At 41.7% G+C, this 25,005-nt stretch carries 26 protein-coding genes; 23 read left to right on the top strand and 3 right to left on the bottom strand.

Features of this window, described 5'->3' with window-relative positions; all coding sequences use genetic code 11:
- The first annotated feature begins 810 nt into the window (after positions 1 to 810).
- The 14 genes from GQR93_RS04650 to GQR93_RS04715 all read left to right on the top strand — a co-directional run bounded on the left by GQR93_RS04650 (position 811) and on the right by GQR93_RS04715 (position 14,608).
- Entirely contained in the window at positions 811 to 1,650 is an 840-nt protein-coding gene (locus GQR93_RS04650) for an alkaline phosphatase family protein (protein ID WP_225442051.1), read from the top strand.
- A gap of 130 nt (positions 1,651 to 1,780) precedes the next feature.
- Complete coding sequence (locus GQR93_RS04655) at positions 1,781 to 3,061, top strand: NupC/NupG family nucleoside CNT transporter (protein WP_003552796.1); 1,281 nt, start codon at positions 1,781 to 1,783, stop codon at positions 3,059 to 3,061.
- A gap of 30 nt (positions 3,062 to 3,091) precedes the next feature.
- Positions 3,092 to 4,405: an NCS2 family permease gene (locus GQR93_RS04660; RefSeq protein ID WP_159298708.1), complete on the top strand. Its 1,314-nt coding sequence runs from the start codon at positions 3,092 to 3,094 to the stop codon at positions 4,403 to 4,405.
- Positions 4,406 to 4,436: 31 nt separating this feature from the next.
- Positions 4,437 to 5,354: a ribonucleoside hydrolase RihC gene (rihC, locus tag GQR93_RS04665; protein WP_003552799.1), complete on the top strand. Its 918-nt coding sequence runs from the start codon at positions 4,437 to 4,439 to the stop codon at positions 5,352 to 5,354.
- A 186-nt stretch (positions 5,355 to 5,540) separates the two neighbouring features.
- Complete coding sequence (gene pepT / locus GQR93_RS04670) at positions 5,541 to 6,839, top strand: peptidase T (protein ID WP_003552801.1); 1,299 nt, start codon at positions 5,541 to 5,543, stop codon at positions 6,837 to 6,839.
- Between the two features lie 257 nt (positions 6,840 to 7,096).
- Positions 7,097 to 7,834 (top strand): 16S rRNA (guanine(527)-N(7))-methyltransferase RsmG, encoded by a 738-nt coding sequence (gene rsmG, locus GQR93_RS04675; RefSeq protein WP_003552803.1) that lies wholly within the window; start codon positions 7,097 to 7,099, stop codon positions 7,832 to 7,834.
- Positions 7,835 to 7,845: 11 nt separating this feature from the next.
- Positions 7,846 to 8,613 (top strand): ParA family protein, encoded by a 768-nt coding sequence (locus tag GQR93_RS04680; protein ID WP_003552804.1) that lies wholly within the window; start codon positions 7,846 to 7,848, stop codon positions 8,611 to 8,613.
- The gene (locus GQR93_RS04685) at positions 8,603 to 9,487 is read left to right on the top strand and encodes a ParB/RepB/Spo0J family partition protein (RefSeq protein WP_003552806.1); all 885 of its coding nucleotides are present in this window, start codon (positions 8,603 to 8,605) and stop codon (positions 9,485 to 9,487) included. Before GQR93_RS04680 ends, GQR93_RS04685 begins: the two co-directional genes overlap by 11 nt.
- Before the next feature lie 90 nt (positions 9,488 to 9,577).
- Entirely contained in the window at positions 9,578 to 9,772 is a 195-nt protein-coding gene (locus GQR93_RS04690) for a DUF951 domain-containing protein (RefSeq protein ID WP_035444395.1), read from the top strand.
- Positions 9,773 to 9,796: 24 nt separating this feature from the next.
- A complete protein-coding gene (gene ychF, locus GQR93_RS04695; protein ID WP_003552811.1) occupies positions 9,797 to 10,897 on the top strand; it encodes a redox-regulated ATPase YchF in 1,101 nt (366 codons plus the stop codon).
- A gap of 34 nt (positions 10,898 to 10,931) precedes the next feature.
- Positions 10,932 to 11,669, top strand: coding sequence for a DUF1129 domain-containing protein (locus tag GQR93_RS04700; RefSeq protein ID WP_003552813.1), 738 nt, complete (start codon positions 10,932 to 10,934; stop codon positions 11,667 to 11,669).
- A gap of 412 nt (positions 11,670 to 12,081) precedes the next feature.
- A complete protein-coding gene (gene guaB, locus GQR93_RS04705; RefSeq protein ID WP_003552815.1) occupies positions 12,082 to 13,233 on the top strand; it encodes an IMP dehydrogenase in 1,152 nt (383 codons plus the stop codon).
- Between the two features lie 164 nt (positions 13,234 to 13,397).
- Positions 13,398 to 13,781, top strand: coding sequence for a toxin-antitoxin system HicB family antitoxin (locus GQR93_RS04710; RefSeq protein ID WP_003552817.1), 384 nt, complete (start codon positions 13,398 to 13,400; stop codon positions 13,779 to 13,781).
- A 5-nt stretch (positions 13,782 to 13,786) separates the two neighbouring features.
- On the top strand, positions 13,787 to 14,608 hold the full coding sequence (locus GQR93_RS04715) for an SPFH domain-containing protein (protein ID WP_035444396.1): 822 nt from the start codon (positions 13,787 to 13,789) through the stop codon (positions 14,606 to 14,608).
- 65 nt (positions 14,609 to 14,673) lie between these two features.
- On the opposite strand, the gene GQR93_RS15430 is transcribed toward GQR93_RS04715, so the two are convergent.
- On the bottom strand, positions 14,674 to 15,303 hold the full coding sequence (locus GQR93_RS15430; protein WP_003552821.1) for a matrixin family metalloprotease: 630 nt from the start codon (positions 15,301 to 15,303) through the stop codon (positions 14,674 to 14,676).
- A gap of 288 nt (positions 15,304 to 15,591) precedes the next feature.
- On the opposite strand from GQR93_RS15430, the gene GQR93_RS04730 reads away from it, so the two are divergent.
- The 3 genes from GQR93_RS04730 to GQR93_RS04740 all read left to right on the top strand — a co-directional run bounded on the left by GQR93_RS04730 (position 15,592) and on the right by GQR93_RS04740 (position 18,446).
- The gene (locus GQR93_RS04730; RefSeq protein ID WP_003552823.1) at positions 15,592 to 16,377 is read left to right on the top strand and encodes an NUDIX hydrolase; all 786 of its coding nucleotides are present in this window, start codon (positions 15,592 to 15,594) and stop codon (positions 16,375 to 16,377) included.
- A 113-nt stretch (positions 16,378 to 16,490) separates the two neighbouring features.
- On the top strand, positions 16,491 to 17,918 hold the full coding sequence (locus GQR93_RS04735) for a nicotinate phosphoribosyltransferase (protein ID WP_003552825.1): 1,428 nt from the start codon (positions 16,491 to 16,493) through the stop codon (positions 17,916 to 17,918).
- Between the two features lie 117 nt (positions 17,919 to 18,035).
- Positions 18,036 to 18,446, top strand: coding sequence for a peptide deformylase (locus GQR93_RS04740; protein WP_003552827.1), 411 nt, complete (start codon positions 18,036 to 18,038; stop codon positions 18,444 to 18,446).
- 120 nt (positions 18,447 to 18,566) lie between these two features.
- Here GQR93_RS04740 and GQR93_RS04745 read toward each other — a convergent pair whose 3' ends face one another.
- Positions 18,567 to 19,064 carry a GNAT family N-acetyltransferase gene (locus GQR93_RS04745; protein WP_003552829.1) on the bottom strand — a complete coding sequence of 166 codons (498 nt, stop codon included), beginning with the start codon at positions 19,062 to 19,064 and terminating at the stop codon, positions 18,567 to 18,569.
- Between the two features lie 274 nt (positions 19,065 to 19,338).
- Between GQR93_RS04745 and GQR93_RS04750 the strand changes: the two genes are divergently transcribed.
- The 5 genes from GQR93_RS04750 to GQR93_RS04770 all read left to right on the top strand — a co-directional run bounded on the left by GQR93_RS04750 (position 19,339) and on the right by GQR93_RS04770 (position 23,794).
- Positions 19,339 to 20,028, top strand: a complete 690-nt coding sequence (locus tag GQR93_RS04750) for a response regulator transcription factor (protein WP_159298709.1) — start codon at positions 19,339 to 19,341, stop codon at positions 20,026 to 20,028.
- A 33-nt stretch (positions 20,029 to 20,061) separates the two neighbouring features.
- Positions 20,062 to 21,237 carry a sensor histidine kinase gene (locus GQR93_RS04755; protein ID WP_003552833.1) on the top strand — a complete coding sequence of 392 codons (1,176 nt, stop codon included), beginning with the start codon at positions 20,062 to 20,064 and terminating at the stop codon, positions 21,235 to 21,237.
- Between the two features lie 18 nt (positions 21,238 to 21,255).
- Positions 21,256 to 22,521 (top strand): D-alanyl-D-alanine carboxypeptidase family protein, encoded by a 1,266-nt coding sequence (locus tag GQR93_RS04760; RefSeq protein WP_003552835.1) that lies wholly within the window; start codon positions 21,256 to 21,258, stop codon positions 22,519 to 22,521.
- Positions 22,522 to 22,661: 140 nt separating this feature from the next.
- Positions 22,662 to 23,447, top strand: coding sequence for an AzlC family ABC transporter permease (locus tag GQR93_RS04765; RefSeq protein WP_003552836.1), 786 nt, complete (start codon positions 22,662 to 22,664; stop codon positions 23,445 to 23,447).
- Positions 23,448 to 23,464: 17 nt separating this feature from the next.
- Positions 23,465 to 23,794, top strand: a complete 330-nt coding sequence (locus GQR93_RS04770) for an AzlD domain-containing protein (RefSeq protein ID WP_003552837.1) — start codon at positions 23,465 to 23,467, stop codon at positions 23,792 to 23,794.
- Between the two features lie 75 nt (positions 23,795 to 23,869).
- On the opposite strand, the gene GQR93_RS04775 is transcribed toward GQR93_RS04770, so the two are convergent.
- Positions 23,870 to 24,250 (bottom strand): DUF1694 domain-containing protein, encoded by a 381-nt coding sequence (locus tag GQR93_RS04775; protein ID WP_003552838.1) that lies wholly within the window; start codon positions 24,248 to 24,250, stop codon positions 23,870 to 23,872.
- 341 nt (positions 24,251 to 24,591) lie between these two features.
- Between GQR93_RS04775 and GQR93_RS04780 the strand changes: the two genes are divergently transcribed.
- On the top strand, positions 24,592 to 24,999 hold the full coding sequence (locus GQR93_RS04780) for a hypothetical protein (RefSeq protein WP_003552839.1): 408 nt from the start codon (positions 24,592 to 24,594) through the stop codon (positions 24,997 to 24,999).
- Positions 25,000 to 25,005: the final 6 nt, after the last annotated feature.

Genomic DNA, 25,005 nt, shown 5'->3' on the forward strand with positions numbered 1-25,005 from the left:
ATGATTAATCTTGGTGAGTATGAGTTTTAAACAGTAACATTGGTTAGGATGATTACAAGCGAGGATGACAAAATTAATTTCAGGTGATTAAGTGTTTGAATATAAAATGATCCAATCATGCGAAAAGGATTTAAAGATCGACTATTAATACTCATTGAAGTAATAGAATAGATCATTGTACAGGGGTCGCTTGTAGTAGATCGATGAATCCGATAAGCTGTCAAATTGATGTGATATCAAATTGACGCATAGATAACAGATTCACAGATCCGATTATCAAGAATTAAATCTTTACAGCATCAGTGTTTCAGTACCAATCATTTACAGTTTTAAAAGTTCCAAGTTCCACGAAACATCAAAATTGATCGCACGGCAAATTTATCAAAAGTTAAATGTTAAAACTGATTCAAGTTTGCGGCAGTAGGTCAATTTAATGAGTTAAATTGAGGCGATAAAACATTAGATTTAAACAAGAGTGGGCATTAACCCTTAGTTATAATATCCCTTCCGATCAATAGGCACTCAGGTTGAAACGCATAGCAAACCTGAGGCCTATTTTTGTGCTCAAAATAATGATTTCTTGTGAAAGACCTGTGCACTTTCCGCTAGGGAGTGGGAGATGTTATTTTTATGACGCACTAAGTTGTGTCAAGAAATCGTTTTTGCTATAATGTAAGCGCACACAATATAGTAAAAGGTCTTACTTCCGAAAAATGATTGACCAATTGATTTACAGGTTTCAGAATATTCGGTATTCTAGTCAATGGAATGAGTTTTTCTGCTAATTTTTGTAAAAGAGGGGAATCGTTTATGGATTTTCAAAGGGTCATCGTGATTGATCTTGCGTCACTGGGTATTGGTGAGGCAAGTGATGCTAATCGTTATCATTCGATTGGCACCGATACTCTGGGGCATGTTGCAATCAGAGTTGGAAATAGGCTCAAACTACCGACCCTGGGAAGACTGGGATTGGGGAATATTCGCTTTGGAAATCCGGTTAACGGGTTACCACCGGTTGATCAGCCGCTTGGCTTTTACGGGAAAATACATCTTGAGGGATTGAGTAACAGCCCTGAAGGCGGCATTCGAGAGATGCTTGATTATCAGGACGGCATTCGGGTGACAAGTGTGATTGATCCGATTGTCAAATACAGTGATGATTACGCCCGCTCGATTATGATTACCGATTATAAAAGCTACATCTCCAATCAGAACTTAGCCGATATTGTAGCAGTTAACAAAGATTCTCTGGCTTTTCAGACACTTCACCATGAAGTGATATCACCGGTTAAGGGACTGATTTATATGTCCGTTCAGGGATTGCCAAGAGCTGCCGAGAACGGAAGTGTCGATCAGTACCTTGAAATATTGCGTGAAACCGATCAACACATTGCCCAAGTGATTAACGAGATGAGTCGAACTGATCTGCTAATCATCACAGCGACATTTGCTAATGATATGACCGCGGCTGTTTCACCTACTCGAGAATATCTACCGCTGATTGCCTATAGACCTTCAAATGAAGATGGGCGGGCACTGGGGATTCGTCATTCGTTAGCCGATATTGGTGCAACGATCGCTGAAGCCTTTTCCTTGAGTTACTCAAAGGAATCGGTCGGCCACAGCTTTTTGGGCGAGCTATTATCATAACGGGGTTTAAACTTTTAAAACCAAATTCATTATAAGGGGGATCGCGGGTGTTAAATATTATTTTTGGCCATAGTCGTTTTAGCCATTATTGTTTCGTTATTCGTAAAAACAGAAAAGAGGATTTCCGCGTATGTCGTTAACTTATTTATTAGTCAATATACTGGGTGTCATTGTTTACCTGGGTATTGCGATATTATTTTCCAAGGATCGAAAGGCCATCAATTGGCGTTCTGTCCTTGTCGTGTTGGTCATTAACCTTGTCATTGCCTTCGTTCTAACCGAGTTTAAATGGGGTCGTGACGGTGTTAAAGCCGCAGCCGATGGGTTCAACTGGCTGGTTCAGGTTTCCTATAAAGGCATTGCGTTTGCATTACCGAACTGGGTGACACCTGATTTTGGCGGAACAGCCAAATCAATGAACTTCGTTACCAGTGCGTTGCTGCCTATTTTGATGATTGTGCCATTGTTCGATACCTTAACTTATATTGGTGTCCTACCTTGGATCATTAAATGGGTTGGCCGTGGCTTATCATTTATCACGGGCGCACCTAAGTTTGAATCATTCTTTGCCGTTGAAATGATGTTTCTTGGCAACACTGAAGCACTTGCCGTTTCATCACTGCAATTAAAGCAAATGTCTGCTAAACGAAACCTAACGTTGGCTTTGATGTCGATGTCATGTGTTACCGCGTCAATCATCGGGGCTTATACCCAGATGGTTCCTGGACAATATGTATTAACTGCTATTCCATTAAACGTTTTAAATGCGCTTATTATTACGAGTATTTTGAATCCGGTTAAGGTGACACCTGAAGAAGATACCATTGCCAAGATGGGTGGAAGCGGTGCTGCAAGTGAAGCTGCCGAAGAAGCCGGCGAGGTTTCTGCCGATGGCAAAAGAGAACCTTACTTCTCATTCCTGGGTGATTCCATTCTTGGCGCCGGTCGTTTGATTTTGATCATTGCTGCAAACGTTATTGCCTTTGTTGCTTTGGCTGCCTTGATTGATAAAATTTTGGCATTATTCAACCCATGGTTGTCTCTCGAACATATTTTAGGAATTATTATGTTCCCATTTGCCTGGTTGATGGGCCTGGATGTCGACCATGCCTTCCAGTTTGCCCAATTTATGGGAATGAAGTTAGTTACCAACGAATTCGTTGTTATGGGTAAGATCGCTGGAACAATTAACAATCTCAGTATCTTCCCAGCTCACTATCAAGCCCAATTAACGGTCTTCATTACATCATTTGCCAATTTCTCAACAACCGGTATGATTATCGGTGCCTTCAAGGGCTTGGTTGACAAAAAGAAAAATGATTTGATCAGTAAGAACGTTGGTATTATGTTACTTTCCGGTATTTTAGTATCGTTGATGTCTGCCGGAATCGTTGGACTATTTGTATGGTAAACTTGCAAATTCGAAAGCTAGGTCATATTTTTGGATAAGTTACAAAGAGCAGAAGCCGTAGCCAATAAGCTGCGGCTTCGTGAGGCTATACGAGATAAAAACCTGATAAAACGTGAGATTATTGCCGGTGTTACCGGTTTCTTCGCAATTTCCTATATTATTATCGTTAATCCGATGATCTTAAAGGATGCCGGAATCCCGACTGATTTAAGTGTTTTTGCAACCATTATTTCGTCATTGATTGGTTGTTTGATTATGGGGTTCTGGGCGAATGCACCGGTGATCTTAACACCGGGGATGGGCGTCAATGCCTTCTTTACCTACACGGTTGTCGTGTCGATGGGATTGTCATGGCAGGAAGCATTGGCAATTTCGATGGTAGCCAGTGTTATTTACGTTTTAATTGCATTCACCAAGCTGAGCCAGGTGTTGGCGGATGGTATTCCGGATACGTTAAAAGCAGGTATAACTGCCGGTATTGGTCTATTTCTGGTTGAAATCGGTTTGGAAAAGGCCCAATTAATCCAGGCCGGTAAGAGTTCAATTTTGGCACTTGGCGATTTAACACAACCAGCTACGTTATTGGCAATGTTTGGCCTGCTGCTGACACTGTTCCTTTATATTCGAAATGTAACAGGTGGTTTCTTTATTGGGATCTTCGTGACCTCACTATTAGGTATCCTGTTCGGGATTAAGGATCAGGCATCGCCCTCTGTAGGAATCGGCGACATTGCCAAATACTCACAGATCGTTGGAAAAGGTGACTTTAGTCATGTTTTCAGTGTGGCATTTGTCCTTGCTGTCTTTTCAATGACAATGATCTTGGTGTTTGAATCGATGGGACTATTGGAAGGCATCATGCCAAATCCCAAGAAGTTTAAGAAAGCATTTCAAGCAAGTTCTATTACCAGCTTCTTGTCCGGTGCTTTAGGCACAAGCCCAACGGTTGCTGCCGCCGAAAGTGCTTCGGCAATTGAAAGTGGTGGTAGAACCGGCATAACAGCTATTGTGGCCGGTCTCATGTTTGCCGTTTCAATGTTTTTCATCCCATTGCTATCATTTGTACCACAGGCTGCGATTGCCCCGGTGATTATTATTACCGGAGCGCTGATGATGAATCAGTTGAGCAGAATTAATATGTTTGATTTTTCGGATTGGTTCCCTGCATTTTTGATTGTTGTCTTGATTCCATTTACGACCAGTATCTCAACTGGGTTGGCATTTGGATTTGTGGCTTATCCAATCCTGAAAATTGCAGCAGGGAGGGCAAAGGAATTAACGGTTGCTACCTACGTGTTAGGCGGTTTATTCCTATGTGATTTAGTCCTTTCGGCGCTTCTATAAACGCAAATAAAATAAAAAGGGGAAGATAAAAATGACCATTAAAATTGTAATGGATACTGATCCGGGGATTGATGATGCAGCAGCTCTAACCATGGCGCTGAACGATCCTCAAATCGAGGTCAAACTGATTACCAGTGTGGCCGGAAATGTAACGGTTGATAAAACAACAAAAAACGCGCAAAAAATTGTGCGTTTCTTTAACAAGGACGTACCGGTTGCCGCTGGTGCTAAACAACCGTTAATCAAAGAATTTGAAGATGCTGCCAGAATCCATGGCGAATCGGGGATGCCCGGGTATGACTTTCCCGAGGACCTGCCGAAACCACTTGATAAAAGCGCTGTTGAGGCATTGCATGATACGATTATGAGTAGTGATGAAAAAATCACGCTGGTACCAACGGGGTCATATACCAATATCGGACTGTTATTCAGCGAGTATCCCGAAGTTAAGGATCATATCGAGCGGATTGTGGCAATGGGTGGCTCTCTTGGTAAAGGGAACATGACCAGTGCTGCCGAATTCAATGTCTTCACGGATCCGGATGCTGCTAAGATTATGTATCAATCGGGTATTCCAATCACCATGGTTGGGTTGGACATTACAATGAAGGCATTGATTACGCCGGCCTCACTCAGCAAGTTGGAAACAATGAATGAGACGGGTAAGATGCTTCACGACATCATTATTCACGATGGCGATAACAGTGATGAGGGCATTGCGATGCATGACGTGAACACGATTTTCTATCTTTTGCATCCGGAAGCAATCAAAACACAGCCTATGTGGGTTGATATTGTCACTGATGGTCCTGCAATCGGTGAAACGGTTGGTGATATTCGGGGTGCCTATCATGATGGTAAGACCAACGCAGATGTTTGTGTTGACATTGATGCACAGGCCTTTAATGACTGGTTCCTGGATGAAGTTGCAGCCATCACCAAGCCATAAAGAGCGTTAACGGTTTTGAAAAATGAATCAGCTTATTAAAATCAGGAGATTGGGACAAAACGATTGTTTATTCCAGTCCCCTTTTTATAATGGGGTGAATAAGCATCATACTTATTCTTTAAGAGGATTGTTTACAATTTCATAATGGTATTTTATGATTGAAGTTAGTTTTAAAAGAGTGGGGAAATGAAGTGGGTGAGTTATTTGAGTGAGTTTGATCATGATTTAATTGAATCACTTTTCATAAAGTACGCGAAGGTCAACACCAGATCCAACCCGAATAGTCCAACGGTACCGACAACGCCGGGACAAGTTGAACTGGCGCAAATGATTGTCGAGGATTTAAAAAAATTGGGTATCAAAAAGGTGACATACGATACCGATAGTGGGTATACATTGGCGGAGCTGCCGGGGAACTCTGAGAAAGAACTGTCACCAATCGGTTTTATAGCCCATTTGGACACAGCGGATTATAATGCCGAAAATATTTCGCCTCAGGTCCATGCGGACTATTCAGGGGAAGACATTGTCCTGAATCGTAAGAAAAACATGATTTTAAGTCCAAAACAATTTCCGAATTTGAAGAAGTTTATTGGTCAACGACTGATTACAACCGATGGGACTACCCTGCTGGGAGCTGATGACAAGGCAGGGATTGCAGCAATTCTTGGCGCCTTGGATGACCTGTTGAAGCACCCGGAAATTGAACATGGACCGGTTGAAGTAGCGTTTGGGCCGGACGAAGAAATCGGCAGAGGGTCAAAACGCTTTCCGGCAAAAGCCTTTGGTGCCAAGTTCGCATATACGATGGATAATGGTCAGCCCGGTCAAATCGAACCTGAAACTTTTACCGCCTCTCAAGCTGAAATCAGCATAAAAGGGACGGCTGTTCATCCAGGTGATGCTTATGGATTGATGGTCAATGCCGTTAGTTTGGCCAATGAAATCCTTTCCGCACTTCCAAAAGATGACGTACCTGAGAAAAGCCGGGGTCATCAGGGGTTCTTTTTGGTAACCGACTTTAACGCAACAATTTCAGAGGCTCACTTAACGATCATTATGCGTGATTTTGATGCTGACAAGTTTCACGAAAAGGAACGATTGCTTGAAGAAACGGTTCAGCAAATCAATGACCGTTTCGACGTTCCCAGAGTGGCACTTAAAATTGACGAGCAATATCAAAATATTGGGGATGCTATTCAAAAGTATCCATATGTCGTGAATCTGGTTTTGGATACTTACAAACGTTTGGGGATTAATCCCAGAATTACACCGTTTCGTGGGGGTACAGACGGTAATGCGATTACGGCCAAGGGCATTCCGACACCTAATTTATTTAATGGTGGGGATAATTTCCATGGTCCATACGAATATATTACGACAGAGGCGATGGCAGACGTTTCAAGGATCATTGTCGAGATTATCAGGGAACATGTTCGCCAATATGGTCATGAAAATCAAAAGCCAGTGACATTCAGTGATTAAACGGGTTTTGATCAGGTTTTGTTACCAGAAATGGTTTTTGCCTTATTAAGTTTAATTTTTAACCACAAAGGTCGGGGTTCTCCCGGCTTTTTCTTTTCGCTCGAAAAGTGATCGTCAACATATTATAATTTTAAATAGGGGAGTTTAGGATTTTAGACAACTTCTTACACAGTAGTCCTTGTCATATCAACGATTTTAAGGTAAAGTAGAATAAGACGTGAAACAGAATTGTTTCACATATCAGGAGAATTTATTTAATGAATATCGATCAATTTATCAGTGCGCTTTTAGCGCAGAACATTCAAGTAACCGATGATCAACTAGGCCAGTTTGATGCCTATTTCAAGCTATTAGTGGCGACAAATGAACATGTCAATTTAACAACTATCACCGAAAAATCAGAAGTTTATTTAAAACATTTCTATGATTCGATAACTCCTGCTTTTTTTGTTTCACAGATTCGTGAACAACCGGTTTCAATTTGCGATGTTGGTGCGGGAGCGGGTTTTCCATCAATTCCGTTAAAAATCCTGTTCCCTCAGCTAAAAATCACCATTGTTGATTCTCTGAATAAGCGAATTCATTTTTTAACAGAATTGGTTCAACAACTTCATTTAAAGGATGTCACATTGGTCCATGCGAGAGCCGAAGAATTTGGCAACAAGAAATCTGCCAGTCGACAATCATTTGATATTGTGACTGCGCGGGCAGTTGCCAGATTAAGTGTCTTAAGCGAGCTGTGTCTGCCATTGGTAAAAGTTGGCGGCCAAATGATCGCTATGAAGGCAGCTAAGGCGGAAGATGAACTTGAAGATGCCAAGCAGGCTATTTCACTGCTTGGTGGTCAGGTGAAGCACGACTTTGACTTTTCACTGCCGATTTTAGACGAAAAACGACACATTATTATCATTGAAAAAACAAAAGATACACCAAAAAAGTATCCACGTAAACCTGGAACCCCCAATCGGGAACCAATAGGAAAAGTAAATAAGTAAGGAGGGAAGACATGTCATATGTGATTGCACTTGCCAATCAAAAGGGCGGTGTCGGTAAAACGACGACGGCTGTTAATCTGGGCGCCGGCCTGGCTTCACTTGGTAAGAAGATTTTACTTGTTGACGCCGATGCACAAGGAAATGCAACCAGCGGTGTTGGGATTTCCAAGGCCGATATCGGCAAGGACATTTATGATGTATTGGTGAACGAAGAGTCAATGCAGGAAGCAATCGTACATACAGCTCATGAGGGCTTGGATATTGTACCGGCTACCATTCAACTGTCTGGTGCCGAAATTGAATTGACACCGCAAATGGCTCGTGAAACGCGATTGAAGGCAGCGTTGGATGATGTAAGGGACCAGTATGATTATGTTTTAATCGATTGTCCGCCATCACTGGGATTAATTACGATTAATGCTTTTACCGCAAGTGATTCGATTCTGATTCCGGTTCAGAGTGAGTATTACGCTCTGGAAGGACTCAGCCAATTGCTCAATACCATTCAATTGGTTCGGAAACATTTTAATCCGGATTTGAAAATTGAGGGTGTTCTCCTGACGATGTTTGATGCCCGAACGAATTTGGGCGTTCAAGTCAATCAAGAGGTCCGCAAGTATTTTAAAAACGAAGTTTATGAGACCGTTATTCCAAGAAATGTTCGGTTATCCGAAGCGCCCAGTTACGGCTTACCGATTATGGATTACGATCCAAAGTCAAAGGGTGCGGATAAGTACATGAAACTGGCGAAGGAGGTGCTGGCCAACCATGGTGAATAAGAAAAAACCGACTGGATTGGGAAAGGGTATTGAAGCACTTTTTCAAGACAACACCGTAGATACGAGTAAAGAAAATGTGATTGATATTAAAGTGAGTGAAATTAAGCCCAATCCATATCAGCCACGACACCGATTTGACCAGAAAGCACTTGAGGATTTGGCATTATCGATTAAGAATTCCGGGGTCTTTCAACCCATTATTGTTCGTCAACCGGATCCTGAAGTTGAGTCGTATGAACTGCTAACCGGTGAGCGACGGCTTCGGGCGTCCAAAATTGCGCAGCAAAAAATGATTCCTGCCATTGTTCGAGATGTCAACGAAGAACAGATGATGGAAATTGCCGTTTTGGAAAACCTTCAACGTGAGGATTTGACAACACTTGAAGAAGCCGAAGCGTATAACATGTTAATGACTAGGCTTGATCTGACTCAGGCACAAGTTGCCCAAAAACTTGGAAAGAGCCGGCCATACATTGCTAATTATTTGAGAATTCTTGGGTTGCCTACGGAAGTCAAGGAAATGCTTGAGGATCATAAATTATCAATGGGTCAGGCCCGAACCTTGCTTTCCGTTAACAATAAGCAGGAACTCATCAAGCTGGCCCGCAAATCCGTTACGGATTCAATGACGGTCCGCCAGTTGGAACAGGCTGCTGCAAAGATTAATGGTAAAACGGGCAATAGGAAAAAACGGGTTCAAAGAAAATCACCGTTTGTTCGGGCTTCTGAAGGCCAATTACAGGAAAAATTCGGAACGCCGGTTTCGATTGTGAACTCTTCTCGCAAGAAGGGAAAAGGGAAGATCGAAATTGAATATGTATCAACGGAAGATTTGAATCGTATCTTGGAAATGTTGGATGTGAACTTGGATTAGTTGAGTTGCAGCTGTATGTCATGGTTTAAGACATAAGGTTCTACAACCACCTTATCCGAAAAGCTGTCACCTTTAGAAAGGATGTTCAATATGTACGGTCTCCATGATTTAGTTGAAATGAAGAAACCGCATCCATGCGGCACTAACCGTTGGGAAATTATCCGAATGGGTGCTGATATTAAAATTCAATGTACGGGTTGCGGACACATTGTCATGATGCCCCGAAGAGAATTTGACCGAAAACTGAAAAAATTACTTCAAAAAGCAGAAAATTCTGAAAAATAGACTAGAAAGAAGAGTTGTTAAGTTATGTCACTAACTGCAGGAATCGTTGGGTTGCCAAACGTCGGAAAGTCTACGCTGTTTAACGCGATCACCAAGGCGGGCGCCGAAATGGCCAACTACCCATTTGCCACAATCGATCCAAATGTCGGGATGGTTGAAGTCCCTGATAAACGTTTGGATAGGATTCAGGAATTAATCCCGGCTAAAAAAGTCGTACCGACTACCTTTGAATTTACCGACATTGCCGGAATCGTTAAGGGTGCCAGTAAGGGTGAGGGACTTGGAAACAAGTTCTTGGAAAATATTCGACAGGTGGATGCGATTGTTCACGTTGTTCGGGCATTTGATGATGATAACATTACCCATGTTTCCGGAAAGATCGATCCGATTGATGATATTGAAACGATTAATCTGGAATTGGGAATTGCCGATCTGGACGCTGTTAACAAGCGACTGGGAAAGGTTCAGCGTGCTGCCAAGGGTAGCGACAAGGAAGCAAAAGCCGAGTTGGCAGTCCTTGAAAAGATTAAGCCGGTTTTGGAAGATGGTGGTTCCGTTCGCTCGATTGCGTTCGATGAAGATGAAGAAAAGATCGTTAAGGGCTTATTCTTATTAACCAGTAAACCGGTTCTGTACGTTGCCAATATTGCCGAAGAAGATATGGCTGATCCTGAGCATTCCAAATACTTCCCGCAAATTGCCGATTATGCGGCAAAGGAAGGTGCTCAGGCAATCGGTGTGGCAGCGGCGCCGGAAGAAGAGATTGCCGAATTGGACGATGATGAAAAAGCTGAATTTTTGGAAGCAGAAGGTGTTGAAGAACCTGGCTTGAATCGGCTTATTAGAGCTTCTTACAAGCTATTAGGGTTGGAGACATTCTTCACTGCCGGTGGCAAAGAAACCCGTGCATGGACCTATAAGAAGGGTACAAAGGCACCACAGGCAGCCGGTATCATCCATTCCGATTTCGAACGTGGCTTTATCCGGGCAGAAATTATGGCTTTTGCCGATCTCGATAAATACGAGACACCTGCAGCCGTTAAGGAAGCGGGAAAGCTTCGTCTTGAAGGTAAAGACTACGTCATGCAGGATGGCGACATTGTTGAATTTAGATTTAATGTTTAGTAAAAGTATTTGAAAAATAAGTAATGGGGATGAGATGCGAGTGAGTAGTAGTGAAGAAACAAAACAAGAACGTAACGCCCGCAAAAGAAATGCCAATGTTCAACAGGATCGGGATCGGGCAAAGAAAATTGTTCATTCTCAATTTGACAACATTGGGTTAACAAAGCGAAATGCTGAGTATATGTTCAAATTTAATCAAGAAATTGCAAAGACAAAACTGACGCCGCAACAACAGGCTGATACCATCCACCAAATGGTAGAAGAACTCTTGGCGGGACAAAAGTCCGGTAAGACAGCCCGTAATATGTGGGGAACCGTTGACCAAAGAATTCAACGGGTTCTGAATCCACCGAAACGTAAGCCGGATATTAAGCGTGATTATTGGCCGAATGCGTTTTATAACATGCTTTTATTCTTTGTTATCTTTACGTTTTTATATGGGATTACCTTTTTCTTCTCAAAGAACAGTGCCCGTGGCATGATGGGGATTACAGGAATTGTCCTCAGCTCAATTATTGCCGGTTTGGGGATTCCTGCCTTAACAATGCTGATTCAGCCGGGTGTTAAGCATAAGTATCCCTTGTGGTTGAGAATCATCTTTATGGTGCTTTTCTTTGTCGTATGGATGGGTGTATTCTTCTTTGCCGGTTTGATCCCAGCAGTTATTAATCCGGTACTCAATCCATACGTTTATATTGCACTTGGTGCTGTCGGCGTTGTTGGTGCGTTCTTTGTTAAGCGGAACTTTCAAATTACCGGTGGCCTGTTTTAGCAGACCTGATTTAACATGGTCTATGATGTGAACGGAATATGAATGATTTAAGGTAAAAGTCTGATCAAAAAAGGGGACGTACGTTCACGATTTGATCAGAAAATAGAGTTGAATAACGGTGCATCACGAACGTCTGTTTTGTGATGTGCTGTTATTTTTTTACGTGAAAATGTAAAACACGAACATTGAATTCAATTAAAAATGATCGGTTTGATATTGTCCGTAAAAAAATAACTTTTTTCCTTTTATTTTTTAAAAAGTTCGTGTATAATGAATACAATTTTTAACCTATCAATGTCTGGTAATCATGATGTTAGATTAAATCATCATTAGAAATCTTTCAGAAACGTTGATTTTGTGCTAACAACATGATAAGTTATTAGGCAATCAAATTTTAAAAGGAGCGAGATAGATGGTTAGTTGGGATGAAAAGTTCGGAAAAAAGGGTTTTACATTTGATGATGTGCTGTTAGTACCCGCAGCAAGTGATGTATTGCCGAACGATGTGGATTTATCAGTACAATTGGCAGATAATTTGAAGTTAAATGTTCCTTTTTTAAGTGCCGGTATGGACACTGTTACCGAATCGAAGATGGCAATTGCTTTAGCAAAATTGGGTGGCTTGGGCGTTATTCATAAGAACCTCAGTATTGAGTCCCAGGCAGGAGAAGTTGCTAAGGTAAAGGCTGTTAAGAAGACGACTGATACACCTAAGGCAGCTGTTGACAAGAATGGTTCACTGTTAGTTGCCGCTGCGGTAGGTGTTTCCTCTGACACGTTCGATCGGGCATCCGCTCTTTTGGAAGCCGGTACCGATGCCATTGTCATCGATACTGCTCATGGGCATTCGGCTGGTGTTTTGAGGAAAATTGCCGAAATACGAGATCATTATCCTGACACAACTTTGATTGCCGGAAACGTGGCAACCGCTGCTGGAACCGAAGCACTCTTTCAAGCCGGCGTTGATGTCGTCAAAGTAGGAATCGGTCCAGGTTCCATCTGCACAACCCGAGTGGTTGCCGGTGTCGGTGTTCCCCAACTAACCGCCGTTTATGATGCCGCTGCAGTTGCCCGCAAATGGGGCAAACCGATTATCGCTGATGGCGGAATCCAGTACTCCGGTGATATTGTTAAAGCGTTAGCTGCAGGCGGAACCGCCGTTATGCTTGGCAGCATGTTAGCCGGAACAGCAGAAGCACCGGGTGACGTGTATGAAGAAAACGGTCGAAAGTATAAGTCTTATCGTGGCATGGGTAGTGTTGCAGCAATGAGCCAGCAGCATGGGTCATCCGACCGTTACTTCCAAGGTGGTGTCAATGAAGCCAATAAATTGGTTCCGGAAGGCATCGAAGGAGAAGTTGAATATAAAGGCAGCATCAACGATATTGTCTTTCAAATGGTTGGCGGCCTTCGCTCTGGTATGGGTTATACCGGTTCTGCAACCGTAAAGGATTTAAACGACAATGCCCAGTTCGTTGAAATTTCAAATGCCGGTTTGCGAGAATCTCATCCACATGATATTACAATTACAAAGCAGGCACCTAATTATGAACCGGAATCATAATTGTTTCGGTTATTAAAATCCGGTAGTCAATAAAACGAAAGGGAGTCACTAATTGTTTAGTAGCAATTGGTGACTCCTTTTATGATGCCAAACAAATCAGGCATCAAACGATAACTTTTTCTTGTGTTTAAAGAAACTACATGATATCATAATGATATCAAAAAATGATGCATCATCTTTTGACAATCAGTTTAATAAACGAAAGCGGTTATGTTATGGGGGATACGGAAAAACGCTTCTTACTGCGATTAAGTCAGCAACTTTACGAAAAGTTGGCAGCTGAAGCAACCGAAAAAAATAAAAGTGTCAATGCATATATTGTCAGTTTATTGGAAGACGCCGAGGGAGATACCAATTTTGAGCATCGCCAGTTTATCGGTCGAGCAATTGCCGGTAAGGATATCTATGTCGAAAGCGGTTTGGTCATGGTTTCCGGGATATACTACCGTTATTTGATTGATGACAACAGTCACGTTGATAAACGTGCTCGATATACTGTGATTGAGGCTAATGGAAACATTTTAACCCTACGAAAAATTAAGGAGTGATCATCTTGCCTTTAGGTATAAAAATTGTCCCGCAAAATAATCAGGGACTTGTTGAAACATTTGGAAAATATCGTCGAAGTGTGGCCTCTGGATTTCATTTTTATCTGCCAATCATTCAAAAGATTCGCACCGTCAGCTTGGCAATGGAACCCAAAGCATTGCCGAATTATTCTATTATCACGAAAGATAATGCGGACGTTTCCGCGAGCTTGACGTTGAATTATCATGTTACAGATGCAGTTAAATATCAATATGAAAATACCGATTCTGTCGAATCAATGGCACAGCTGGTTCGTGGTCATTTGCGTGATATCATCGGTCGAATGGATTTGAATGAAGCGCTGGGATCAACAGCTAAAATCAACCAGGAATTGACGATTGCGATTGGGGACCTGACCAATACTTATGGGATCAATGTTGACCGGATTAACATCGATGAATTGACACCATCATCAGCGATCCAGGAAGCAATGGACAAGCAGCTGACAGCCGATCGTGAACGGGTTGCGGCAATTGCCAAGGCCGAGGGTGAGGCAAAGTCGATTGAATTAACAACAAAGGCTAAAAACGATGCTTTGAAAGCAACGGCAAAGGCTGAAGCAGAAGCTACCCGAACACGGGCGGATGCAGAACGTTACCGAATAGATACGGTCCAAGCCGGCTTGTCATCTGCGGATGATAAGTATTTTCAGAATCAGTCGATCAACGCTTTTTCGGAATTGGCAAATTCACCGGCGAATATGGTGGTTGTGCCATCTGATAAGACGGGTGATTTAGGTCAACTTCCCATTGCGGGAAAACTTCTAAAAAAGGGCGCCGATTTATAGGCGTTCAGCAAAAAAACGGGTCTCCATTTTTGGAAACTCGTTTTTACTATGGTCGCTTAAATGTGTTAATGAAACTTGACTTGGTGGCTGTGGACCTGGCGGACAAACGGATCTTGAAACAGCGTATTCTGGGTTAACGATGCAGTTGCGTCAAGCGATGCTGCATACAAGTTACGAACACTTGCGATATCAGCTGGTTGAATAGTGTAGAATCGGTTTGCTGCAAACATCACACTTTGTTTGATCGGACTATGATAAAGTCCAATGGCGTGACCTAATTCGTGTTCAGCTACGTTGGTTTCCTGTGATGGCAGGTAGCCAACGGATGTCATCACTTTGGGATTCAGGGTGCTGTCTGCTTGCGTAATCACACCCTGATTGTTAATCGTTAATTTAGTAAGTCCGGCATAACCTGTACCAATACTGGTGTTTGAACTGGCAATGATTTGGGCAGTTGAACTCGTCGAAAGTTCGAAATTAAAAGCCCCGGTGTTATTCCAAGCACGAATGGCATTCATCCAGATGACTTTGTAACTGCTGCTATTGTTATTAATGTTTATAGTTGCGTTTGGTGATTCAAAGCGGGCAGTTCCATGGGGCGTGATTGGGTCAGCCAGTGCTGAAATTGGCAAAAAAGTGAATAGAGCGGTGAGCAATAGCACATACAATGAAAGAAGACTCTTTTTTCTTAACATTGATCTCACTTCCTTAAGTAACTAAATCAGAAACGAGAAAGTTTAACTGACAAACAGCTTGCGTATGGTTGAATCAGCAGCATAATGTTTCCTTAATACCAACTTAATTTTATGGTTAAACAGACTGAATAGCAATCAAATACATTTTTCAAATTTAATACTAAATTTATTGTTTTCTGTTCTCTGTTTTGGAAAAAGAGCTTATGATAATGAAGTGTAGATAAACGTTTTAACTGTCAAATGAACTGACGTTGGAACGGAATTTTAATCATAAAAATTAATTCGTTAATGAGGGGGACTGACATGGACTCAGAAAGTATTTTGGAGCAACCATACATCAATATCACAAATATCATCTGGAGCTTCGACCAAATTACCAGTAAAGTTAATATTTTACTCGTTAAGCGAAGCAACAAGCCATATAACGGATACTGGGCACTTCCCGAGACCTTTATGCGGACTAATGAAAGTGCTGATGAAGCTGCACTTAGATTGGTAAGGGCAAAGATTGGCATGGCACTTTCGAATAGTCATACAGAGCAGCTGGCAACGTTTACGAATCGGTTGCGGACACCTGAGCAGCGAACGCTATCATTGGCATATATGACCTTTTTACCGGATAAGCCGATGCTAAAACCCGGGTATGGGGCTTCGGATGCCCGTTGGTTCAGTATGGATTATACGGAAAACGGGTATGCTTTTTCGGATGGCGAGCTGACCTTTTCAACGGCACAAAGTCAAACAGAATCCCAATACTATGCAAAATTGGCTAAAAGCAGTCTGAGCAAAGCACATTTGGCCTATGATCATGAGTGGATTTTGAAGGTGGCCTGCGAGCGGATTAAGAATAAATTGGATTATCAGCCAAATATTTTATTGGTTCTGGGGCCACAGTTTACTTTAAAGGATGCCCGCTTGGTTTACGCGCCTTTCTTAAAAATGCCGTTTGAACTGATTGACAATTCCAATTTTAAAAAAAGTCACCGTCATTTATTTACGGACGTTGGCACATCAATGTCCAACAGACCGGGCAGGCCGGCCAGGGTTTACAAACTATCGTACTTATTCCCTTGAAATTTTTGCCGATGCGCGTTACCTTAGAATAAAAGTTGAAGCGACTTTTATTTATAGGTACATAAAAGTAAAAATCACCTTTATTAATCAACAAAATTGAGAGGAAACGTGTAATGGATAATTTATCAATGTTAACTGATTTATATGAATTTTCGATGGCAAACGGGTATCGTCAAACCATTGATGATGAGCAGGGCGTTTTTGACATCTTTTTTCGAAAGGTACCGGATAACGGTAGCTTCGTTATTTGCGCGGGTCTGCAGCAGATTGTTGAGTCGTTAAAAGACTTTCATTTTTCGAAACAGGATGTCGATTATTTGCGGTCACTGAAACTATTTAAAGAGAACTTCCTTGATTATCTCAGTGACTTTCATTTTGATTGTCAGGTATCAGCTATTCCGGAAGGGACACCTGTCTTTCCCCGTGAACCGTTATTGACCATTCAGGGACCGTTGCTTCAAACACAACTGTTTGAAACGTTATTATTGAATATCATGAACCACCAATCGTTAATCGCTACAAAAGCGCGTCGAATTACCTTTGCGGCTGGCGATAAGCCCATTATGGAATTTGGTGCGCGTCGGGCACAGGGGCCAAGCAGTGCCACGTTTGGTGCCCGGGCCGCGGTCATTGGTGGTTGCGCAAGTACATCAAATGTATTGGCGGCGGAAAAATTTGGGATCCCGGCAGCTGGCACAATGGCGCATGCCTGGATTGAAGCCTTTCCGGATGAATTAACGGCCTTTGAGAAGTGGGCGGATGTCTACCCGGATAATGCTTCGCTGCTTGTCGACACGTATGATGTATTGAAATCGGGTGTACCCAATGCCATTACAGTCTTTACCGAATTAAAAAAGAATGGTCACAAACCTGTGGGTATTCGAATTGATTCCGGTGACATTACCCAATTGGCCAAGGGCGCGCGAAAGATGTTGGATGATGCCGGTTTTCCTGATGCAAAGATTACTGCATCCAATGCGTTGGATGAGCATGTCATCCAATCATTGTTAAACGAAGGGGCACCATTGGATAACTTCGGGGTTGGAGAAAAACTGATAACAAGTTCAACGTCGCCTGTTTTAAGTGGTGTTTATAAATTAGCTGCCATTGTTCAAAATGGAAAAATGATTCCAAAGATTAAAGTCAGTGCCAGTCGTGAAAAGTTGACACTTCCCGGCCTCAAGCAGGTTTATCGGCTTTATCGGCCAAATACCAATCAGGCATTTGCGGATATTATTGCGTTAAACGATGAAGTGTTGGATCGGCCAATGGATGTTGTAAAAGCAAATCCGATCGCAACCGAGCGCCAACAATCAATTGAAAATTATGTTGCCAAACCGCTTCAGGAGAAAGTCATGGACGGCGAGAAGGTTCAGGCTGAATTGCCGGATGTTTTCACCATTCAAAAGCGATCCAAACAAATGCTGAAAGAAATCCCATCCGCTACACAACGGTTGGTTAACCCCGACGAGTATCCGGTTTACATGACCCCGAAGCTTGCTCAATTACAGGAAAACTTGGTTGCCGAAGAAAAGAAGTAGTTTAGGATTAAGTACCTTCTTTGCTTCTTGAAATAGCAGATAAAAGCTTGTCAAAGATTAAGTATGATAAAATACAGGCAGTCGTAAAATGCATGATTCATTATATAGGAGAAAAACATGATCAAACCGATTAACCATAATCCATTAACGTTGTCTCAAAGGGCGCAACCGGCAACGTCGGCTGATTCTCAAATCATAACCGATTTGTTGGACACACTGCGTGCCAATACTCAAATTTGTGTTGGTATGGCGGCCAATATGATTGGCGTAAATAAGCGGATTATTGTTGTTCAGATGGGGATGCTTCCGGTAGCTTTGGTTAATCCCGAAATTGTCGAAAAATCGGTACCGTTTGCAACAAAAGAGGGGTGCTTGTCTCTTGAAGGGCAACGATCAACTACCCGCTATAAGGAAATTACGGTGACCTATTTGGACCAAAATTTCAGGTCACATCGACAAGGCTTTTCTGATTGGATTGCTCAGATCATTCAACACGAGGTTGATCACTGTGAGGGCATTTTAATTTAGTAACCGGCCTATTCTTAGTTAAAATCAAATTGCTTTTAACAAAAGAAGCCCCTAACGTTAAACATTCTGTGATGAGATGTTGACGTCAGGGACTTCTTTAATTTTTGAATGATGTGGAAACTAATAATAGCGACGCCCCAGAATATCCAGATCCCGTCTTTGATCATCCAGCTCAGCCACTTCGGGTAAATGTCCCCAGGTTTGAAAGCCGTTTTTCTTGAACAGACCCAGGCTGGGGAGGTTATGGGCAAAAATAAAGGAGACAATTGTATCGATTTTCAAATCTTTTAATTGTGTGGCAACAAAGTCGAGTGCCTGTTGACCAAGTCCGTGATGACGAAATTCGGCGCCAATATAAATGCTGATTTCAACGGTATGGTGATAGGCGGGACGGCCGTAAAAGCTTTCGAGACTTACCCAGCCGGCTATTTGATCATTTAGAATGATCTTCCAAATAGGGCGGTGTTCGTGGTTAAACGCATTGAACCAACTGCGTTTGGAGGCAACCGAAACGGGTTCAAGATCTGCGGTCACCATACGACTGGCAATCGTTTCGTTATAAATATCAACGATTTTTGGTAAATCGGTTATTTCGGCATATGTAAAAGTGGGCTTCATTTCTGGAAATCCTCCATAGAATTTTATTATGATCTGTATTATAGTATAATTTCAACTTACATGCAGTGCCATGTAGACGTGACAAAATGAAAGCTCTCGGCTTATTCAATTCAACGAGGTTGTCAAAATGGATCGCTTAATTATCTTTTAAGTTCTGTTTCGCGTTAGTTGTCGTTTTGTCCAAATAGTGTAGAATCAATATTGAAGTCTTTAACTTTAAAATAACTTACAAATACAATAAATTTATATTAATAGTAATGAGGTAGGTAAAATTATGAAAATTTTAGTTGTCGACGATGATAAGGAAATTGCTCAACTACTTGAGATTTATATTCGAAATGAAGGTTATGAACCAGTTTCGGCATACAGTGGTAATGAAGCTCTTACCAAACTGCGAACTGAAAGTGATATTGGTTTGATGATTTTGGACATTATGATGCCGGGGATGAATGGTATCGAAGTGATTAAAGAAGTTCGCAAAGATTCGCAAATTCCGATTATCATTTTATCAGCCAAGACGGAGGATATGGATAAAATCCAAGGTTTGATCAGTGGTGCCGACGATTACGTGACAAAGCCATTTAATCCACTTGAAGTTATGGCACGGGTTAAATCATTACTGCGACGTACGGAAGAACACGTTACAAACGATACGCCGGATGTTCTCGATATTGGGCCATTAACAATTAACAAGGATTCTCATGAGGTTAAAACAATCACTGGGACACCGATCCAATTGACTGCACTTGAATTTGGCATTCTATACTTGCTTGCAAGCCACCCCAACCGTGTCTTTTCCACGGATGAGATTTTTGAACGTGTTTGGCGACAGGAAAGTATTGTATCGGCCAAAACCGTCATGGTCCACGTCAGCCATCTACGGGATAAAATTGAAGAAGCTACCAACGGCGAAAAGGTGATTCAAACCGTTTGGGGTGTTGGTTATAAAATTGAATCACATTAATTTTGGAATTTACAAAGATAGGATGGCTAAAGCTTGAAATTAACTGGTCGTGAAAAAACCGAACTCTTTTTGGAAGGTATTGTCACTGTCATTTTACTGTTGATGTTGAACCTTTCAATCATTATTTTGATCAATCAGTCTATTCACACAAATCCTGGCCTTCGAGACGGTATCTTTATTATTAAAAAATCAATTTTGATTGGTCCCGATCATTATCATTTGTGGAGTTGGGAAAACATTTTTATTACATTGATGCTGCTGTTTGATGCCGCCGTTGTTTATTGGCGCCTCATTCGTCGCTATCATCAGATGCAGTTAAGACACATCATCAGTGAACTTCACTATATCGCTAATGGTCACTTGGATCATCGAATCGGATTTAAGCTTAAAGGAAATACCCAATCGGTTGTTGAAAGTATTAACGCTTTGGTTGATAGTGTCATTAAATCAATGGATGAGGAACGGGCGATTGAAAGTTCAAAGGATGAACTGATTACAAATGTCAGTCATGACTTACGGACGCCGTTGACCTCTATTTTAGGGTATCTGGGGTTGATCCAGGATAAACAATACAAGAGCCAGGAAGATTTGTTGAAATACACTGAGATTGCGTATTTAAAAGCAAAGCAAATGAAATCGTTGGTTGACAATTTATTTGAATATACGAAAGTCAAGCAGACCGGAACGCCACTGTCGATTAATCGGATTGACCTGAGCCAGATGATGGAACAATTAGTTGCCAGTTTTGAATTGGAAGCTAAAAAAAGCGGCCTTCAGATTTCGGCTCAGGGCACTGAAAAGCCACTGTATATTGAAGCAGATGCCGAAAAATTAGGACGTGTCTTTAATAATTTGATTTCCAATGCCATTAAATATGGTAAAGGCGGAAATCACATCTATTTAACCTGTCGAGTTGGCAAGCCCAACGAGGCGGTGATTCACGTGTCTAACGATGGACCTGAAATTCCCAAGAAGTCTCTGAACCAGATTTTTGAACGATTTTATCGGGTTGAAGGTTCCAGAAATAAGGATACCGGCGGATCAGGTCTCGGGTTGGCAATTGCACAAAGCATTATTGATCTACATGGCGGGTACATCGTCGTCACGTCCGAGTATCATCTGACAACTTTTGCAATTCATTTACCCTTTAAGCACGGCGATAAGTTAACCCGACCGGATGAGGTCGATGACAAGTCAATTTCTAAATAGAAAGGTTTATTTGCTCAAATGACGTTTAAAATCAAATGGTTTTTACTTGTATTAGGTTTATTTGTGTTACCGGTAAGTGCACAGTCAGGTGCTTATGCGGCGACGGTTTCAACCAGCCAACCAGTGATTTATGCCAAATCGGCAATCGCAGTTGATGCTGATACCGGACAAATCCTGTATGAAAAAAATGCCCATCAACCATTGGCAATCGCATCAATTTCAAAATTGATGACAGTTTACATCGTTCGAAAGCAGATCCAGGAGGGAAAGCTGTCTTGGAACGATCAGGTTAAAATCTCTCCCGCTGTCGCTAAACTAAGCACAGCATCCGGATTAACGAATGTGCCATTAAAATCCGGGAAATCTTACAAAGTCCGCGATCTGGTAAAAGCAGCTTTGATTGTGTCGGCGAACGCTGCCGCAATTGCACTTGGACAAAAAGTGTCCGGAAATGCGCAGAACTTCGCTGACAAAATGACTAAGACCGCAAGGGGACTGGGTATTAAGGATGCTAAATTTTATAATGCTGCCGGTCTAACCAATAAATTGACAGGTTCTTTGATGTTGAAAAAAGATAGCCCGAATGCAGAAAACCTGATGTCTGCAAAGGATATTGCACTTCTTGCCAGTCGGCTCGAAGAATCGTTTCCCGGATTGACTAAGATAACCGGACAAACGCAAATGACCTTTGCAGGCAACTCGTATGCTGGGCACAATCAGCTTCTTGATGATCGCCAAATTGCCAAGGGCGCTGTTGTGAACGGTTTAAAAACCGGCACTTCGGATGAAGCCGGTGCCTGTTTTGCAGGATCGGCCACTTATCATGGCAGACGCATTGTGACGGTCGTTTTAGGCGCTCGAAACAACAGTGCAACTGATCCTGCCAGATTCATTCAGACTGCTAAGCTCATGGGGATCGTTTTTCACAAACAACATCCGGTTAAGCTTGCAAAGCATGTTCATATTAGTGGATTGGGGACAACAAAGGTGCCCGATGGTAAGCTGACAAAGACAAAGCTTGTCACTAAAAAGACAACTTGGGTCTGGGTACCAAAATCCATCAGCCAAAATCAGGTGAAGGGAAAGTTTGTCAAAACGCCCAAGAAAATTAATGCGCCGGTTAAGAAGAATAAGTCGGTTGCTTCTGCTAATCTGGTTTATGATCATCATTTCTTAAAATATTTGGATACCTTCCCAAGCCGGGTTGACTTGGTAACAAGTAAAACGATTGAAAAAGCAAATCCTTTTGTACTCTTCTGGAGAGCGCTTTCAAGACTTTTTTAGCAATCAATTCGCTAAAAAGTGTTTATTAATTGTCCGATTTCTCATATAATTGAATTTGAATTGTGTTTACATTATTTTTACACGCGTTATCATAAGCGTGTAAATTTCGAGTTTACGTTTATTTAGATGGAGGATTCCTTTTGGGTAAGTTCGCAGAACGATCAGACGCAGGGGCACCATATTGGAAGAGAATATTGGATGCCTCTTTGCCGGTTGACCTAAGTTACATACCAATTGGTTTGGCGTGCGGTATCTTATTAAATGCTTCCGGGTTTAATGTCTGGACAACACTGATGGTATCAGTCATGGTGTTCTCTGGTGGCGCGCAATTTTTAATTGCTTCTTTATTGGCTACCAACGCACCGATGTTATCTGTTCTATTAATGATGTTCTTCTTGGAGTTACGGTATGCGTTGCTCGGTTCAAGTCTTTCGAAGTATCTGCATGATCAATCACTCGGTTTTACGATGATTTTTGCGGCTTCTATGAATGATGAAAACTACGCATTGAATTATCTGAAGTTTTCGACTGATAAGAAATTCACACCGAAAGAGGCGTTACATGTTGAACACACGACGTTAATCTTTTGGACAATCAGTAATCTTATCGGAAGTTTGATTGGAAGCGCAATTAACATTGATTTAACAATTGTGCATTTTGCTTTAACTGCTTTGTTCTTATATATGATTGTGATGCAATTAAAGAATGGTTTAATCATTGTAATATGCATTTTATCAGGCTTCTTGGCAGCATTCTTCATGGTACTCACAAAATCAACTTTGGGGCTGGTTATTTCAACACTGGTTGCTTCATTCATTGGTTTTATGATTGAAGCAGCGATTCGAAAGCATCATCCGAAGAGTGGTTGGCTTAAGTCGATGAAGAACCCTGCCGGAACACCTGAAGAGGACGTAGACAACGAGTAGCTAGGAGTAAGAGCTTTATGGAATGGACGACGACACAACATGTTTGGTTGGTTTTAGGGTGTTTCTGCGTGGCTTTCGCGCCACGTTTAATACCACTCTTATTTTTTCGTACCCGGAAGATTCCGGATTGGTTTAATGAATGGATGAGGTACGTGCCGATTTCATTGTTTACGGCGTTGGTTGTAAAGGACATTTTTATCACACCAACGTATTCGGTCACAATTCACCAGATTCCGGACATGATCGCAGCAATTATTGTGATTGGCGTTGCCTACTGGACACGGTCGATGGCCATTTCAGTTATTTTGGGATTGTTGGCAGTCTTTTTACTGGCAATGTTTCTTTAATTAAATAAATAAAAATAATCCGTTCTACCTGTCAGTCATAGACAGATAGAACGGATTTTGAGTTTAAGCGTGTGACTATAGTAAAATTCGGCGTTTGATCTTGTTTTTAGGATCAGCGACAACTAATCCAAAATCATTTGGACCAGTGGGTTGATCAACACGCAGACCGTTTTGAACCAGGATGGTGTATTGATAGCGATGGTCAATAGCGAGTCCCATATAATCATCAATTAAAGACTGTGGCATTTTACCATTCAAATAAGCCCGGTATTCCGGGTATTGATCAAAAATTTTGGTTACCATTTCTTTGGTTTGAGATTGGCCCAATTGTGAAATTGTGAGAGCAATTGCGACCCGTTCCCGAAAGTTGCCCAGAAAAGCCCGCTTTTCATCGGGTTTGAGTTGTGGATTGCCAAACATATGTTGTTTGATGAAATCTTCGGAATCATTAGCCATGAATAAAATGGCCTCCTTTGGAATGAATATAGTCGACTATAGTGAAATGCCAATTGCACTCATCATACTATGTTTGAGCTGTTTTCGAAAGGGAAACCCTTTATAGATTTTGAGTGTGTGCACGCCTTTTTTGAATGACTTTGTAACGTAATTGTAACAATCAGTTGCAGTACAAATAACGAATCGTATGGTTAAAAAACGTTTCCAAATCTTAATATAACAGTGTTTCTTTGATGGAAAAATTAAGAAACCATTAAGCTGAAATAAAAAGTTGCCTTTTCCTTTGAAATAATTCTGTAACAGAATATAATTTGGTCATCAAAGTTTAGGAGGCTTTTATTATGAAAAAGATGACAACATTTATCGCAACTGCAGCATTGGCATTTCCTTTGGTATTTACCGCACCGCTGGCTGCTTCAGCTGCAACTAAACCTGCACAAACAACTCAAACGGCTGCCAAGAGTACGACTTATACAATTGCAAAATCGAATTTCTTTAAAAAGGCAAAGGTTTATCATACGAAAGATGCGACTCCTACAGTATATAAAGCTTTAATTGGTGCCGACAAACCGACATTTACCACAACCGCAAAGGGTAAATTAAAGTCCGGAACGACTTATTATGTGACTAAGGTTGTTAAGACAGCTGCCAGCAAGACTGCCAAAGCTAAAACATTCTTTTATGTTAAAGGACAGGGCTGGGTTGTTGCTTCTGCATTAACAGCCGGAAAGTTCCAACAAGCTGATTAAGGTTTA

It is taken from the genome of Lentilactobacillus hilgardii, assembly GCF_009832765.1.
In the GTDB taxonomy this organism is placed as follows: domain Bacteria; phylum Bacillota; class Bacilli; order Lactobacillales; family Lactobacillaceae; genus Lentilactobacillus; species Lentilactobacillus hilgardii.

Bases quoted from the DNA above. Each gene is read 5' to 3' on its own strand.
- GQR93_RS04650 (WP_225442051.1), top strand. From the start codon at position 811: ATGGATTTTCAAAGGGTCATCGTGATTGATCTTGCGTCACTGGGTATT.
- GQR93_RS04655 (WP_003552796.1), top strand. From the start codon at position 1,781: ATGTCGTTAACTTATTTATTAGTCAATATACTGGGTGTCATTGTTTAC.
- rihC (WP_003552799.1), top strand. From the start codon at position 4,437: ATGACCATTAAAATTGTAATGGATACTGATCCGGGGATTGATGATGCA.
- pepT (WP_003552801.1), top strand. From the start codon at position 5,541: ATGAAGTGGGTGAGTTATTTGAGTGAGTTTGATCATGATTTAATTGAA.
- rsmG (WP_003552803.1), top strand. From the start codon at position 7,097: ATGAATATCGATCAATTTATCAGTGCGCTTTTAGCGCAGAACATTCAA.
- GQR93_RS04680 (WP_003552804.1), top strand. From the start codon at position 7,846: ATGTCATATGTGATTGCACTTGCCAATCAAAAGGGCGGTGTCGGTAAA.
- GQR93_RS04685 (WP_003552806.1), top strand. From the start codon at position 8,603: ATGGTGAATAAGAAAAAACCGACTGGATTGGGAAAGGGTATTGAAGCA.
- GQR93_RS04690 (WP_035444395.1), top strand. From the start codon at position 9,578: ATGTACGGTCTCCATGATTTAGTTGAAATGAAGAAACCGCATCCATGC.
- ychF (WP_003552811.1), top strand. From the start codon at position 9,797: ATGTCACTAACTGCAGGAATCGTTGGGTTGCCAAACGTCGGAAAGTCT.
- GQR93_RS04700 (WP_003552813.1), top strand. From the start codon at position 10,932: ATGCGAGTGAGTAGTAGTGAAGAAACAAAACAAGAACGTAACGCCCGC.
- guaB (WP_003552815.1), top strand. From the start codon at position 12,082: ATGGTTAGTTGGGATGAAAAGTTCGGAAAAAAGGGTTTTACATTTGAT.
- GQR93_RS04710 (WP_003552817.1), top strand. From the start codon at position 13,398: ATGATGCATCATCTTTTGACAATCAGTTTAATAAACGAAAGCGGTTAT.
- GQR93_RS15430 (WP_003552821.1), bottom strand. From the start codon at position 15,303: ATGTTAAGAAAAAAGAGTCTTCTTTCATTGTATGTGCTATTGCTCACC.
- GQR93_RS04730 (WP_003552823.1), top strand. From the start codon at position 15,592: ATGAGGGGGACTGACATGGACTCAGAAAGTATTTTGGAGCAACCATAC.
- GQR93_RS04735 (WP_003552825.1), top strand. From the start codon at position 16,491: ATGGATAATTTATCAATGTTAACTGATTTATATGAATTTTCGATGGCA.
- GQR93_RS04740 (WP_003552827.1), top strand. From the start codon at position 18,036: ATGATCAAACCGATTAACCATAATCCATTAACGTTGTCTCAAAGGGCG.
- GQR93_RS04745 (WP_003552829.1), bottom strand. From the start codon at position 19,064: ATGAAGCCCACTTTTACATATGCCGAAATAACCGATTTACCAAAAATC.
- GQR93_RS04750 (WP_159298709.1), top strand. From the start codon at position 19,339: ATGAAAATTTTAGTTGTCGACGATGATAAGGAAATTGCTCAACTACTT.
- GQR93_RS04760 (WP_003552835.1), top strand. From the start codon at position 21,256: ATGACGTTTAAAATCAAATGGTTTTTACTTGTATTAGGTTTATTTGTG.
- GQR93_RS04770 (WP_003552837.1), top strand. From the start codon at position 23,465: ATGGAATGGACGACGACACAACATGTTTGGTTGGTTTTAGGGTGTTTC.
- GQR93_RS04775 (WP_003552838.1), bottom strand. From the start codon at position 24,250: ATGGCTAATGATTCCGAAGATTTCATCAAACAACATATGTTTGGCAAT.
- GQR93_RS04780 (WP_003552839.1), top strand. From the start codon at position 24,592: ATGAAAAAGATGACAACATTTATCGCAACTGCAGCATTGGCATTTCCT.